General features: G+C 29.4%; 10 protein-coding genes, 1 tRNA gene, 1 rRNA gene and 1 other annotated feature. Of the genes, 5 read left to right on the top strand and 7 right to left on the bottom strand.

Features of this window, described 5'->3' with window-relative positions; all coding sequences use genetic code 11:
- From H8S20_RS14055 to H8S20_RS14045, 3 genes are all read right to left on the bottom strand, one after another.
- Positions 1-108 (bottom strand): 16S ribosomal RNA (locus H8S20_RS14055); the annotation flags it as partial.
- A 491-nt stretch (positions 109-599) separates the two neighbouring features.
- On the bottom strand, positions 600-1,979 hold the full coding sequence (gene murD, locus H8S20_RS14050) for a UDP-N-acetylmuramoyl-L-alanine--D-glutamate ligase (RefSeq protein WP_032116967.1): 1,380 nt from the start codon (positions 1,977-1,979) through the stop codon (positions 600-602).
- Positions 1,980-2,150: 171 nt separating this feature from the next.
- Positions 2,151-3,542 carry a glycine--tRNA ligase gene (locus H8S20_RS14045; RefSeq protein WP_186860503.1) on the bottom strand — a complete coding sequence of 464 codons (1,392 nt, stop codon included), beginning with the start codon at positions 3,540-3,542 and terminating at the stop codon, positions 2,151-2,153.
- A gap of 178 nt (positions 3,543-3,720) precedes the next feature.
- Positions 3,721-3,887: a binding site (T-box leader), on the bottom strand.
- Positions 3,888-4,060: 173 nt separating this feature from the next.
- On the opposite strand from H8S20_RS14045, the gene eam reads away from it, so the two are divergent.
- Together eam and H8S20_RS14035 are read left to right on the top strand one after the other, a co-directional pair.
- The gene (gene eam, locus H8S20_RS14040; protein WP_186860502.1) at positions 4,061-5,335 is read left to right on the top strand and encodes a glutamate 2,3-aminomutase; all 1,275 of its coding nucleotides are present in this window, start codon (positions 4,061-4,063) and stop codon (positions 5,333-5,335) included.
- Positions 5,336-5,487: 152 nt separating this feature from the next.
- Positions 5,488-6,093 (top strand): hypothetical protein, encoded by a 606-nt coding sequence (locus tag H8S20_RS14035; RefSeq protein WP_032116964.1) that lies wholly within the window; start codon positions 5,488-5,490, stop codon positions 6,091-6,093.
- Positions 6,094-6,145: 52 nt separating this feature from the next.
- Here H8S20_RS14035 and H8S20_RS14030 read toward each other — a convergent pair whose 3' ends face one another.
- Together H8S20_RS14030 and H8S20_RS14025 are read right to left on the bottom strand one after the other, a co-directional pair.
- A complete protein-coding gene (locus H8S20_RS14030; RefSeq protein ID WP_186860501.1) occupies positions 6,146-7,513 on the bottom strand; it encodes a YheC/YheD family endospore coat-associated protein in 1,368 nt (455 codons plus the stop codon).
- Positions 7,514-7,615: 102 nt separating this feature from the next.
- Positions 7,616-8,965, bottom strand: a complete 1,350-nt coding sequence (locus tag H8S20_RS14025) for an amino acid permease (protein WP_186860500.1) — start codon at positions 8,963-8,965, stop codon at positions 7,616-7,618.
- A gap of 202 nt (positions 8,966-9,167) precedes the next feature.
- Between H8S20_RS14025 and dokD the strand changes: the two genes are divergently transcribed.
- Complete coding sequence (dokD, locus tag H8S20_RS14020; RefSeq protein ID WP_042281057.1) at positions 9,168-10,586, top strand: ornithine/lysine decarboxylase DokD; 1,419 nt, start codon at positions 9,168-9,170, stop codon at positions 10,584-10,586.
- Positions 10,587-10,617: 31 nt separating this feature from the next.
- Positions 10,618-11,724 carry an alanine/ornithine racemase family PLP-dependent enzyme gene (locus H8S20_RS14015; RefSeq protein ID WP_186860499.1) on the top strand — a complete coding sequence of 369 codons (1,107 nt, stop codon included), beginning with the start codon at positions 10,618-10,620 and terminating at the stop codon, positions 11,722-11,724.
- Between the two features lie 48 nt (positions 11,725-11,772).
- On the opposite strand, the gene H8S20_RS14010 is transcribed toward H8S20_RS14015, so the two are convergent.
- Positions 11,773-13,158, bottom strand: a complete 1,386-nt coding sequence (locus tag H8S20_RS14010) for a YheC/YheD family endospore coat-associated protein (RefSeq protein WP_186860498.1) — start codon at positions 13,156-13,158, stop codon at positions 11,773-11,775.
- A 327-nt stretch (positions 13,159-13,485) separates the two neighbouring features.
- On the opposite strand from H8S20_RS14010, the gene H8S20_RS14005 reads away from it, so the two are divergent.
- Positions 13,486-14,889 (top strand): YheC/YheD family endospore coat-associated protein, encoded by a 1,404-nt coding sequence (locus H8S20_RS14005; RefSeq protein ID WP_051986724.1) that lies wholly within the window; start codon positions 13,486-13,488, stop codon positions 14,887-14,889.
- Between the two features lie 126 nt (positions 14,890-15,015).
- On the opposite strand, the gene H8S20_RS14000 is transcribed toward H8S20_RS14005, so the two are convergent.
- Positions 15,016-15,090, bottom strand: a tRNA-Asn gene (locus H8S20_RS14000).
- Between the last annotated feature and the right edge of the window lie 51 nt (positions 15,091-15,141).

Below are 15,141 nucleotides of genomic sequence, written 5' to 3'. Positions count from 1 at the left end.
TCACCCGTCCGCCGCTAGCTTTGTTCCGAAGAACTCCACTCGCTCGACTTGCATGTGTTAGGCATGCCGCCAGCGTTCGTCCTGAGCCAGGATCAAACTCTCAATAAAAAGTTTAATCTGTTGCTCAAATTACTTTGAGTCTTTAAATATTTTAAAAACTCTCAAAAGAATTGCTGGTTCTTAATTTATATTCTGTTCAATTTTCAAAGATCATTTAGCAATCAATTTCGACTGCTTTCTTATGATAACATTTATCTTTTTTGTTGTCAACATCTTTTTTTAAAGTTTTTTGACTTCAAACTGATGTTTTCAACAAATCATCTTTAGTAATTTGTAATTACTGCCGACGACTTTTACTATATTATCATCTTTCTCTTTTCTCTTACAAAACTTTCTACTTATACAATTAAATTATTTTTTTATTTCTTTAATTTTCTTTATTTTTCTTTAATATACACATATTGATACGCCAGGATATGTTGAGTTTATTTTTACATATTAACTATTATATTTACTTATTTGTAAGTATAAAAATGAGCTAGATTATACATAATATACTCTAACTCATTTTCACTTATAAACTTTAATTATTCTCTCGCTTATTTTATAACATTAACTATTTCTTTAAACTTATTTCCTCTTACCATAAAGTTTGGAAACATATCAAAAGATGCACATGCAGGAGATAAAGTTACCACATCACCTTCCGTAGATATCTTTCTTGAAACTTCTACAGCTTCTTCTAAAGAATCTACCATTATAGTCGGTATTTCTATTCCCTTTTCTATTTTAAGCTTTTCAAAGGCTTCTTTTATTTTAAATTTAGTAGCTCCTAATATTATCACTTCTTTTATATAAGGATATCCATCCTCTGCTAACGGTTCAAAAGGAATATGCTTGTCATATCCACCAGCAATTAATATTACCTTTTTTTCAAAAGCTCTCAATCCAGCTACAGTTCTTGTCGGTGTAGATGCTATTGAATCATTATAATACTTAACTCCATCTATTTCCCTAACAAATTCACATCTATGCTCTACTCCACCAAAGCTTTCTGCTACATTTTTCATAGTTTCAATTTTCACATCATCTTTAGTAGCTATAAAAGCAGCTAAGTAATTTTCTACATTGTGCATTCCTTTTATAATTATATTATCTTTTTCACAAACTTCATTTCCTTCTAAATAAAGTTTTCCCTCTTTATAATAAGCTCCATTTTCTATTATTCTCTTTGAACTAAATTCCCTTACATAACCTTTAGCTTCTTTTTCAAAACCGAATGTTATATCATTTTCCCTATTCACAACCAATACATCTGTTTCATTTTGATATAGGAAGACATTCTTTTTAGAATCTATATATTCTTCCATGCCTTTATGCATATCTAAATGATTAGGTGTTAAATTAGTTACTATAGCAACATCAACTGGCGAGTTCATAGTCATAAGTTGGAAACTAGATAACTCTAAAACTACCATATGCCCATCTTCAACTTCTTCTATTCTTGAAAAAAGTGGAGTTCCTATATTTCCACCTACCCACGTTCTATATCCTTCTGTTTCTAAAAGTTTTGCTACTATACTAGTAGTTGTAGTTTTTCCATCAGATCCTGTAATGGCATATACCTTACCTTTACAATATCTTACGAACTCTTCCATCTCTGAAGTTACATATGCACCTTCATTCTTGACCTTAACTAAAGCATCACAATCTATTCTCATAGATGGTGTTTTAAACACAACTTCAAACCCTGTTAAATTATCAAGATAATTTTCTCCAAGTTCTAATTTTACTCCTTTTGATACAAAGTTATTAAATACATCACCTAATTCTTCTTTAGTCTTTCTATCAAAAGCTGTAACCTTAGCTCCTAACTTTAGCAAAAAGTTTATAAGAGGTATATTACTAACCCCTATGCCAACTACAGCAACATTTTTATTCTTAATAAAATCTTTAAATTCTTTAAAATCCTTTTTCATATTATCCTCCAAAGTACTAGTATACCTTCATACAAAATTCTCTTTATTTGAATTTTATCCCATTCTAATTTTATTATAACATTTTAAATTATTATATTCTATTGATGGAAAATATCCTACCTATATAAAAATTAAAAGGGTTGTTTTTTATAAAACAACCCTTTAAAATAATTAAAACTCTAAACTCTTAGCTATAAAGTCATTTAATTCTTCTATTTTAACTCTTTCTTGAGTCATAGAATCTCTATGTCTTATAGTTACACATCCATCATTTTCTGTTTCAAAGTCAATTGTTATACAGAATGGAGTTCCTATTTCATCTTGTCTTCTATATCTCTTACCAATACTTCCTGTTTCATCATATTCTATGTTGAAGTTCTTAGCTAACATTGAATAAACCTCATCAGCTTTTTCTGATAACTTCTTAGATAATGGTAATACAGCTGCTTTGTATGGAGCTAAAGCTGGATGTAAGTGCATTACTGTTCTAACATCTCCACCTTCTAACTCTTCTTCATCATAAGCATCTACTAAGAATGCTAATGCAACTCTATCAGCTCCTAATGATGGCTCTATACAATATGGTACATATTTCTCATTAGTTGTTGGATCTAAGTAAGTCATATCAGTTCCTGAGTGCTCTGCATGTTTCTTTAAGTCATAGTCTGTTCTATCAGCTATTCCCCAAAGTTCTCCCCAACCAAATGGGAATAAGTATTCTATATCAGATGTTGCATTTGAATAGAATGATAATTCTTCTTCACCGTGGTCTCTCATTCTTAAACAATCAGCCTTAACTCCTAGGTTTAACAAGAAGTTCCAGCAATAATCTTTCCAATATCCAAACCACTCTAAATCTGTTCCTGGTTTGCAGAAGAACTCTAATTCCATTTGTTCAAATTCTCTTGTTCTGAAAGTGAAGTTACCAGGAGTAATTTCATTTCTGAAAGACTTACCTATTTGAGCTATACCAAATGGCACTTTCTTTCTTGAGGTTCTTTGAACTGACTTAAAGTTAACGAATATCCCTTGAGCTGTTTCTGGTCTTAAATATACTGTACTAGCTGAATCTTCAGTTATCCCTTGGAAAGTTTTAAACATTAAGTTGAACTTTCTAATATCAGTATAGTTCATTTTTCCACATTTAGGACAAATTATATTATTGCTAGTTATGTATTCCATTAATTGCTCATTTGTCCAACCATCAGCTGTAGCAACCTCTGCTCCATTTTCAGTCATATGATCTTCAACTAACTTATCTGCTCTAAATCTAGCCTTACACTCTTTACAATCCATAAGTGGGTCAGAAAATCCTCCAACGTGCCCTGACGCAACCCAAACTTCTGGATTCATTAATATTGCACAATCAACTCCAACATTGTATGGACTTTCTTGTACAAACTTCTTCCACCAAGCTTTTTTTACATTGTTTTTAAACTCTACTCCTAATGGACCGTAATCCCATGAGTTCGCAAGACCACCATATATCTCTGATCCTGGGAATATAAAACCTCTACTTTTACATAAAGCAACTATTTTATCCATAGTCTTTTCTACTGACATACTTAATTCCTCCTATTTTTTAAACTTATATATAATGAAACTCCTTCTCTTTAGGTCGAATGAGTACACCATGTGTAACTTCACGTACTCAAATCTTAGATTCGGACTTTCAGTTAAATTCAAATTATTAAATTTCAAAGTAATTTTTATTATAAAATAAAAAAAAGCCTTATAACCACAAAGGGACGAAATTAAATATTCCGCGGTTCCACCCTTCTTGGCTCAAGCCCATCTTTAAAAAATACACTCCAAAGCTCCATTCATTTTAATTTTCTAATGATTCACACCAACCATCATCTCTCTTAAAGAAACATTAAAATTACTTTTCTTTTTCATCGTGTTTATTAAATTATATATTAATTTTACCAAAACACATTTATATGTCAAGCAAAATGACTTTTATTAATCAGAATCTTACACATATATCCTACTTATAGTTACTATTTTCCTAAACAAGCATAATATGAAATTATCAATCTATTTAATACAATAAAATCTTAATTAAGGAGGAAGTATATATGTGCTCAGATAAATCTAAACAATCTATTTCATTAGAAAGATGTTCTGAATTAAAAACTAGAATACAAGATTACCTAGATATAAAGGACACTATTCCTAAAGGATTATCACCACTCCAAGAAGAAAAAATGCTCTCTAAAAAGAAAAAGATACTAGAAATTTTAAATGGAACCGAGTCTGATTGGAATGATTGGAAATGGCAATTAAAAAATAGAATTAGCGATGTATCTCTTTTGTCCAAAATAATAAATTTAACCGATTCAGAAATTGATAGTATAAAAAAAGTTGAACAGAAATATCGTTGGGGTATTACACCTTATTATACTTCTTTAATAGATGATGATGATAAATTCAATCCCATAAAACTGCAATCAATCCCAACTTTTCTTGAATTAGATGATAGAGGTGTATTAGACCCGATGTCAGAAGAATTTACTAATCCTGCCGGTTCTATAACAAGAAGGTACCCTGATAGACTAATAATTAATGTAACTAATGTATGCCCTTCATTTTGTAGGCATTGCCAACGCAGAAGGAATATTGGTTGTATAGATGAACATAAATCTAAAGAAACTCTCCAAGAATCTATTAACTATATAAAAGCTAATACAGAAATAAGAGATGTATTATTAACAGGTGGAGATGCGCTAATGCTATCCGATAATACATTAGATTGGTTATTAAATGAGCTCTTTAGCATTAACACCGTTGATTATGTAAGAATAGGTACTAGATGCCCAGTTACAATGCCTCAAAGAATTACTGATGACCTACTAAAAATACTAAAAAAATATCGTCCTATTTATATTAATACTCATTTTAATCACCCACTTGAAATAACTCAAGATGCTAAAGCTGCCTGTGATAAACTTGCTAACTCAGGAATACCACTAGGAAATCAAGCTGTTCTGCTAAATGGAATCAACAATGATAAATATATAATGCGTCTTTTAAATCAAGAGCTTTTAAAATGTAGAGTTAAACCCTATTACATTTTCCACGCCAAAAACGTAATAGGTACGCATCATTTTAACACCTCAATTGACGATGGTATTGAAATAATGGAGTATTTAAGAGGCTATACTTCTGGAATGGCTATTCCAACATATATTGTTAACGCGCCAAATGGTAATGGAAAAACCCCACTTCTGCCTGAATATATTATTTCTAGAGGTAAAAATTATGTAACTATAAGAACATGGGAAGGTAAAATTTTTAATTATCCTAATTACCCTACAGATGATTTTAACTCTATGATTGATAAAAATAACTAATTTTATATATTTTTATCAAATATTGTCAATTATCGTAATGTCTTCATATAATGTATTAAAGGACACTATATTTCTGCATAAAATATGCAAATAAATCTTAGTAGACTAAAAACTATATATAAAAATTTTATTAAAGTAGGTGTTATTTTAAAATGGCTAAATATGAAGATTTTAAAGATAATTTTAATAAATTTGAGTTTGGTAAGACTTACTTTTTTGATAAGTCTGGTATTCCAATTAAACCATCTGAACTTAAATCAAATAATCCTTCTTGCCTATCACTAGTTAAAGGGTGTTCCCGTTTAAAATTACCAAGGGGTTTTAAATTTGTTGTTGGCTTTCCTAGCGTATGTTTTAATCTTTCTAATATATCATGTGTAAAAACTCCAATTGTTCAAAAAGTGTTAGTTCCAAATTGTAGATGTGAAAAATCTATTGAATGTGAAGCTCTAGCTGGATATCAAATAAAGGCATTAGGTGAGGTTGAATTTTCTATTAGTATGCCGGTATGTCCAAGATATGGAGGATGCTTTCCAACCCGTTCTTCATCTTCTACTAATATAATTATTCCTGTTAATGAAACTATTTCTTTTAGTTGCTCTCCTAAGTCACTTGAAGAAGACTCATCCACATATATCGACTGGAATTTTGCATTCTTTTCTTTAACTCCTAAAGAAGATTGTGCTGGCCCATATTTAGAAGTTATGGTTGGCTTATCTTTAGAGTTCACTGATATAGACGATTGTACAGAAGAATAAATAAAAGGTGTTATGAAAAAGTAATGTTTTCATAACACCTTTTATTATAAAATTAATATCCTGCTATATATTTTGCATATTCTAATGGATTTAAAAATGCTTTTTTTATGGTTTCTTTATCATAAGATAAATATACAGTATCTTTTCCTGGTTTCGCATTACATTCTATAAACCATATTTCTCCACTTTTATCTATTGCAAAATCTATTCCAATCTCTCCAAACCTTCCATAAATATCTTCTATAGCCTTATAAGTGCTGATTAAAAAATCATCTATTTTAGCTTTAATCCCATCTATCTTTTCTTTTGGATAATTTAATATACTCATAAAAAATTCTTCAAAACGATACACTTTAGAACCTGACCTAGTGCTAGTAATAGGAGCCCCACTTTTACCTAATCTTACTGGACATGCAACTATACCAAGATTACCATTACCATCTCTTTGAACGGTAGCCCTCATATCTACATTTCCTTCATCTACCTTTATCATATCTATAGATGGTTGGATTATAGCATTTTTACCTTTATATAATTCATCTATTCTACTTACTAACCCTTCAAAACTATAATATCTTTCTTGAAACAATTCTTTCGTGAAATAACTTAGGTCAAAGGTTCCATCTAAAAGCTTCACTATTCTAGTGACTCCAATTCCTCTATTTCCAACCCTATCTTTTATATATAGAGTTTTTGACTTCTCTAGCATCATCAATAAATCACTTGCATTTCTATACCTAATTGTTAATGGAAGATATTTTTTTACTTCATCATATCTATTGAGTTTATCATAAACCTGCCATTTATCAAAATAATATCTTGGGTTAAATCTCATAACATTTTCATCTTTTTCAATTGTCTCTCTAATATATTGAGATGCACCTTTTTGTTTATTTAATATACCTCCACCCCTATCATACAAAACATCTGGAATAGGAAAATATCCTTTTTCCCATCTTTCAGCTACATAATTATAATAAGTTCCATGTATTCTTTCATTTTCACTATCAAAATCATTTACTGAAAAAAAATATAAAATTGTTCTTGCATCCCTATTTGATTCACATAGACACTTAAGCTTAGTTCCAGGTCGTTGTTCACTAGCAATACGTACACTTGTAGTGTCTGTGAAACTTCCGATTACTGGTCCAATACAAATAACATTCTCATTTATAATAAAATTTGTCTTCATACCTGAATATACAGAGAATTCATCAACCAAGCTACTTGATATATATATAATATCTTCAGTATCATTTGCAGTACAGTTAACTTCTTTTTTTTCTGCTCCAAACTTAAAAAATATTTCTTTATTAAAATCTATCTTTTCAATTACTTTTTTAGGAATACTTATTTCTCGTGGATCTAATATAAAGTCTTGTAAAATAATAATTTTAATTAAACTAGACCTTTCTGTCATAACCATCTCTCCTTATAATTTATAAATAAACGTTTCATATTACCTTCCTATTATTCTCACAATACATTAAATACAAATACCTTACACTATTTAATAGCTAAGTTAGTTTCTATTTATTTTGAGGTAAGCATAAAATGGAATTCCTATAAGAATTAATATAAACCCATACATTACTATCTCTGCACCAGTTCCATATATAGCATATATGGAATATGCAAATGCTATCAAAGCAAATATTGATGTTTTGATAAATTTAGCAAAACTAACCTTTCCAGTTTCTTTTTTCAATATAATCATCTCTGCTGCTGCAGTAAAAGTGTATACAGGCAAAACAGATAAAGTTGATAATAATACTATAAAATTAAAAGCTCCTGTTAAAGTAGTAATATAATTAGTGATTAAAATAATAGTTGTTCCTATACTTGCTATTAATATCGACATATATGGAGTTCTATACTTATTATGAATTTTTCCAAATATAGCTGGGAATAGATTTTCTTCAGCTGCGGCAAAAGAACATCTTCCTGATAATAAAACCCAACCATTTATAGCCCCTAATATAGAGATTATTGCTCCAAAGGCAATGAAAGGACCTCCCCAATTGCTATTTGTTGTAACATTTATAATATCTGCTAAAGGCGCATTTGATGTTGCCAACGCACCTTGTGAAATAGCTCCAATTGCTAGAACACTTATAACTATATAAATTATAGATGTTATTCCAATTCCCCAAATGGTACTCCTCTTTATATTTTTTTCTGGATCTTTTATTTCTCCTGCAGGAATAGTAGCACTTTCTAGTCCTAAAAATGACCATAAAGTTATACTAACAGCTATAGGTATTGTAGATAGTCCTGTTGTAGATGTTGCCGATACTGTATTAAAATTCTCAACATTAAAATGCATTGAAGCGATACAAGCAAATACTATTAAAGGTAAAATCTTAAATACAGTAGTAATTATCCCTACAATTCCAGATTGCTTTACTCCCCTTATATTTATTATGGTAAATATCCACAATATGAGACTTGATACTAAAAATGCCCATAACCTATTAACTGCAAGTACCGGAAAAAAGTAACTCAAATAACTTGTAGCTGCAGTTATAATTGCTGCATCACCAACCCAAATTCCTATCCAATAGGTCCATGTTACTAAAAATGATGCGAATTCCCCAAATGCTGCCTTTGTATAAACTATAGGACCTCCAGTTTGAGGCATAACTCTTCCAAGTCTTGCAAAGCTTAAAGCAAGGAAAATAGACCCAACGGACGTAATTAACCAAGCAATACAAGTTGCTATAGGATTAGATGCTTCAGCTAATCCTTGCGGGGCCATGAAAATTCCTGATCCAATCATATTTCCAACTACTATAGCTGTTGTAGCAACAATTCCAAGTTCTCTTTTTAATGTTAACTTTTCTTTTGGCTGTTCATTAGTTGTATTGTTCATCTTATCAACCTACATATTATTATTTTATAGTCTATAAACTATAACCTTTCATTACTAATATATGAATTTTTCCATTTTTCGATATAAATAATTCTAATTTTCTTGCTTATTATAAATTAGTCACCAACAAAATTTTCTTTTCATATTATGTACTATAAAAAAAATAACTAAATTAATTAGTTAACTTAAGGATGTAAATACTATGAACAAAGATTTAATATCCACTGATAAGAAAAAGGAGTCTATTGATACTTTTAATACTACTAGGGAAAAAATCATATCATCAGATAGACGTTTCTCTGAAAAAAACGATCATTTATTATTTGAAAATATCGACCTATATGATATCTCTAAAAAAATTCAAACTCCATTCTACCTATATTCTGAATTAGAAATAATCCGCAATATTACTGAAATTAAGGAAGCTTTTAAAAACTACCCTAACACCAAGATATTTTATGCCTCAAAGGCTTGTTCTCTAATTAAAATACTAGAAATAGTTAAAGATAATGAGATATTTGCTGAAGCTAATTCTATTTACGAAATAATGAAATGTATAAAAAGTGGTTTTAAGGGATCTGAAATAATATTCAATGGTGTTCTTAAGAAAAAAAGCGATTTAGAATATGCCATAAAAAATAATATCTATTCTATAAATGTAGACAGTTTTTATGAATTAGACCTCATCGAAGAGATTACAAATGAACTACAAATAGAAGCCAATGTTTCTATAAGGATAGAGCCAAATGTATCTTCTCCCACTCATCCTGATTGTGTAACAGCCTATCACGCTAAAGCCGGAATTGACTTAAAAGATGCAGAGCTAATGTGTAAAAAAATAATAAATATGCCTTATGTAAATCTTAAAGGCCTTCATATACACATAGGTGATCAAATTCCAATAATTGATCCTTTTTCAAAGGCCGTAAAAGTTATTATTGATGAAGCAAAACGATTAGAAAACTCATTAAATATTAAATTTAAATCTATAAATTTAGGTGGAGGTATTCCAGTACCTTATAAATATGGGCAAGGTAATCCATTAAAAGATTATTTATATACATCTCTTAATTCTTCTGATTTTGCAAATATAATTATTGATGAAGTTTTAAAGTGGAGAGATGACATAGAAATATGTATTGAACCCGGCAGAAAAATAGTAAGTAGTGCGGCAGTATTATTGACAACTATCTACAGCGAAAAAATTAAAACTAATTATGATGATAAGTTTAATATACTAGACATAGTAAATTGGAAATTTATCGATGCTGGTTATAGCATATTATCCGATAGCCTTCATTTTAATTGGTTCTTCTATCTTTTCAACACCAAAAATATTAAAGACGATTACACCCTATTAACTAAGATAGCTGGTCCACTATGTGATGGTGGAGATTATTTCCATCAAGGTGTTTATGAAGAATTTTTTTTATTGCCAAAAAACACTTCACTCGGAGATACCCTAGCCTTTATAGATACTGGCGCCTATTCTATCGAAAGTCAAACTATATATAATAATAGACCTAGAAGCGCCGTTGCTCTCATAACTAAAGAAGGTAATATTGAGTTAATCCGAAGAGAGGATACCTTTGATGACATTATTAGTTATGATATTTATTAAAATTTAAATATTTATATGGAGATGAAACTATATGACTTACCCAAAACTTGAGATTAATTTAAGAAAACTACAATATAATGCAAAAATAGAGGTTGACTCTTTTTCTAAAATAGGAATTACAATAATAGGAGTTAATAAGGTTTTTAACGGACTTTATGAAACTGCAGAAGCTATCGTTAATGGCGGGATTACTGTTATTGCCGAAGCTCTTGTTTCCAATCTAAAAAAAATTGAAAATCTCCATTGTGAAAAGGCTCTTTTAAGAAGTCCTGCTTTAAGTGAAATCGAAGACATTATACGCTATGCTGACATATCTTTAAATTCTGAAATTGATATTGTTAGAGAATTATCTAAGGAAGCTATAAAGCAAAATAAAATTCATAAAATATTGATAATGATTGATTTAGGAGATCTGCGAGAAGGTATTTGGTTTGAAAACAAATCAGAAATTGAAGATTTTGTTTCAGAAGTTCTTTCCCTACCTAATATAGAAATTTATGGATTGGGAACTAATTTTAATTGCTACGGTACAGTTCTGCCAACTGTTAAAAATAATAATTTATTTATAAGTATTGCAAAAGAATTAGAAAATAAATTTAATTTTAATTTTAAATACCTTTCAGCAGGAAATGCGACTAGTTACTATCTTATAGAACAAGGTCTTTTACCTCCTGAAATAAACCATTTAAGAATTGGAGGTCTGCATCAATTCGGAATTGAATATGCATTCGGTAAATATTTAGATGAATATTATCATTCTGATATGGATATAAAAAATTTTTCATCTAACCTCTATATTCTTAAAGCAGAAATTATAGAGTTAAATATTAAGCCTACTATACCTTTGGGTGAATTAGGGTTTGATGCTTTTATGCAGAAGAAGTCCTTTATTGATAAAGGTAATAGAAAGCGTGCTATTTTATCTTTTGGAATACAAGATATCCCCTATGAAAATATTTATGCTACAGATCCGTCAATTAAAGTTATTGGACAAACCTCAAATCATACAATAATAGATATTGAAGATTGTTTAACTCAATATAAATTAGGAGATATCATTTCTTTTGAACTTGATTATACAGCACTTCTGTTTGCTTGCAATTCTCCAGGAATAGAAAAATCTTTTGTTTATGATTAATAAGAAATGGTGTGTTGTATTTTACAACACACCATTTCTTATTAATCATTACTTTCTAAGTTGAGCTAAATATTTAGAGTATTTAAATATAGCACATGATTGTGGGGATGGTCCTTCCATATCATCAATACCTGGTACACGATATTTATCAGGCTTTGCATTACCTTCTATTAACCATATATGACCGTCTTCATCAATAGCCATATCCATTCCTATCTCTCCATAAGTTCCAAATTGCTTTTCAATATATTTTGCAACTTTAATAGTTTCTTTACCAAATTCATCCTCAGTTGGTATATATACATCTTTATAATTTTCTTTTAATACTTCATAAACATCTTCATATAAGTGTAATACTCCTCCAACACAATAGTTTGTTATATTAGAATGCTCCTTAGAGTGTATTGCATAATAATTTGTGGCTTCCCATATACCATATTCATCCTTTTCTAATGTTATTCTAAAATCCATTTTATGCCCATTATACTTTATTAGATTAATACCTTGTTGTACAACAAAAAATACTCTTCCATACTTTTGTTTTTCTATTATAAATTTATCTATATAATTTTTCAACAGATCCAGGTTTTCAACAAATACTAATTTAAGCTTTCTATTATAAAAATCAATCCTATATTTTCCATCAACTTTTTCTATGGAAAATACTTCTTCGCCTCTGCTTCCCATAGAAGATTTAATAAATATAAAGTTATACTTATTTAGCATAGATACTATATCATTAAAACTTTTATATAAAATTGTTTCAGGTAAATATTTATGCATCTCATCATACATGAATAATTTTTTATATAACGGCCATTTTCCTAAACTTCCTTCTGGGTTAATAAACCTTATATTAGAATTCTCTCTTAAATTTTGTCTTTCTTCTTTAACCAGTCTTTTCTCTTCTTCATTTCCATGTGCAATCCTATCATAAATAATATCTGCCATAGGTAACCATCTATATTCCCACCTATTCGATGCTACCCTAAACGTATATCCCTTAATTCTATTATTTTCCCAATCAATGTCTTTAACCGAAAAACAGTACGCCATACATCTTTCATGAGGACTTGCTTCCTGAATATGCTCTATAGCTTCAAGTGGTGGAGCTCCTTTTCCAATCTCCTCACAATAATTAATCGGCATAAATACACCTACCACCGGTCCAAGGTAAATATTTTCATTCTTTCTCCATATATTTAAAATAATATCATCATATATTAATATTTCATTTGATACTTCTTCTGAAAAGCTCATGCTTTCTTCTTCATTCATATTACACTTAATCGCAGATCTAACTTTCAATTGTCCTAAGTGGATATTATATTGCTTATTATCCTCTATTTTCAATTTATTATATATATCTTTTCCTAATAAGCAAATATCTTTATCTACATTATTTAACAATATTATTATTTTAACGTTTAACATTTCTCCCTCCAATTTTTATTATTACGCTCAGATTAATTACACTACAATATCCTGTAATCAAATCTCATCTTTTTCATCAATCGCTAAATTAATTCCTAGATTTCCAAATCTGCCAAATTTAAATTCATAGCTTCACTACATAATTGCCTTTTATCACTAATACTATGTTATTCACAACTTAAGGTAATGGTGAAAGTACTCATATCACCTTATTTATTACCTCCTACAAATTATTTTATTATCATATTTATTTCATTAATCATATAATACACTGATATTACTATATTCCTAATATCTATTAGGCTGTATTTTCATGGAGGAAAAACTATGTTGTCAAAAGTTAAAATAACTTATATAGATTCATCAGATATCTCATGTTGCTATTTTACTGAATCACAAATTAAACACCTTAACTTAAATATTAATAAAAATCAAATTATCCTCTCTGTAGGATCTTTAGACATTAATTTAAATGTAGTTATACTAGATGAGCATAATAATCTTAATTTGAATCGGCTATACTTGTCTAAAAACGTAAAAAACTATATATATTTAGATGAAGGAACTTTACTTCAACTTAAACAAATTGATAATAATCATTTATCTATAGGACCTTTAATAGGTGTTTTTATTAATCAAGAAAAATTTGATTATCTCCTTAGAGGAAAAGGAATAACTGCTTATACACAATTTTTTAAAGCTTGTGAAAGCTTATATGGATTATGTTGCTTCTTTTCTATTGAAACTATTGACTGGAATAATAAACTAATCAAAGGATTGACTAAGAAAAATTCTCAATGGACTATGAATACTTTTCCGCTACCAAAAATTATTTACGATCGTAATGTAGAAAATAATTGCAGAGCTGAGAGTATCTTATTAAGAAACAATCTAAGAGATAGCTGCCATATATTAAATTCTATTCCTAAGCTTGCAAAATTACAAACCTTCGATGCTTTAAGAAAAAATCCTAAACTTAATTATATTATTCCTGAAACTATTCCGTATGAGGATGTAAATGATTTAAAAAATGCCTTAAACAAATATCATAGTATTTATTTAAAACCAGATGCCCTTAGTAAAGGTAAAGGGGTTTTTAGAGTAAGAAAGATTTCTGACATTGAATATGGTGTAGAATATAGAACTGCTGAAGAAAATCATAAATTTACACTAACAAACCTTTTAAATTTGGAAAATGTAATGGCTCCATTTTATGAAAAAGGTGGCAGATATCTTATCCAAAAAGAAATTAATAAAGCACCATTTGATGACAGCGATTTTGACTTAAGAGTTTTATTTCAAAAAAATTGGCAAGGAACTTGGCACATTAGTGGAATTTCTGGTAGAATAAGCGCTCCTGGTAGTGTCATAACTAGCCCAAGAAGTGGTGGAAGAGTAGAAAACTTTGAGGTTATTTTAAAAAGAACATTTAATGAAAGCTACGATACACCAAATGGAATATATTCCAATATACTTTATTACGGAAAAGAAGTATGTTCGTCTATCGAGAGTGAATTCGGAGATTGCGTAGAGCTAGGATTAGATATAGCTATAGATACTAATAAACGAATATGGATTATCGAAGTAAATGGAAAACCATTAAAAGTTAGTTTAAAGCGTCTCAATGATCCTGCTCTTTTTTCTTTATGTAATAAGCGTCCTATTGAATATGCTGTATATGCATCAGGATTTAAATCTGCTGATACCAGTTTAGGTGGATTATTAGAGTAAACTATAGAGTTATCACTAAAATAATTATTACAATATAATATATTTAATAAAAATTTTCTAAAGAATAAAAAAGAGTTTTGTAAAATCAGACTAATCTGTTCTTACAAAACTCTTTTAAAATAAAAATGGCTCCGCGAAGAGGACTCGAACCTCCAGCCTATCGGTTAACAGCCGAGTGCTCCACCATTGAGCTATCGCGGAATATTCTATGATTCTTTAAATCTCTGATCTAGTTAGAATCTCGTACTTCTC

The organism is Clostridium hominis (genome assembly GCF_014287825.1).
GTDB classification, from domain to species: Bacteria; Bacillota; Clostridia; order Clostridiales; family Clostridiaceae; genus Clostridium; species Clostridium hominis.
Note: the sequence above shows the minus strand (reverse complement) of the source record. Positions and strands in the feature narration are given on the sequence as shown.

Coding starts and splice junctions, on each gene's coding strand:
- murD (WP_032116967.1), bottom strand. CDS start 1,979: ATGAAAAAGGATTTTAAAGAATTTAAAGATTTTATTAAGAATAAAAAT.
- H8S20_RS14045 (WP_186860503.1), bottom strand. CDS start 3,542: ATGTCAGTAGAAAAGACTATGGATAAAATAGTTGCTTTATGTAAAAGT.
- eam (WP_186860502.1), top strand. CDS start 4,061: ATGTGCTCAGATAAATCTAAACAATCTATTTCATTAGAAAGATGTTCT.
- H8S20_RS14035 (WP_032116964.1), top strand. CDS start 5,488: ATGGCTAAATATGAAGATTTTAAAGATAATTTTAATAAATTTGAGTTT.
- H8S20_RS14030 (WP_186860501.1), bottom strand. CDS start 7,513: ATGACAGAAAGGTCTAGTTTAATTAAAATTATTATTTTACAAGACTTT.
- H8S20_RS14025 (WP_186860500.1), bottom strand. CDS start 8,965: ATGAACAATACAACTAATGAACAGCCAAAAGAAAAGTTAACATTAAAA.
- dokD (WP_042281057.1), top strand. CDS start 9,168: ATGAACAAAGATTTAATATCCACTGATAAGAAAAAGGAGTCTATTGAT.
- H8S20_RS14015 (WP_186860499.1), top strand. CDS start 10,618: ATGACTTACCCAAAACTTGAGATTAATTTAAGAAAACTACAATATAAT.
- H8S20_RS14010 (WP_186860498.1), bottom strand. CDS start 13,158: ATGTTAAACGTTAAAATAATAATATTGTTAAATAATGTAGATAAAGAT.
- H8S20_RS14005 (WP_051986724.1), top strand. CDS start 13,486: ATGTTGTCAAAAGTTAAAATAACTTATATAGATTCATCAGATATCTCA.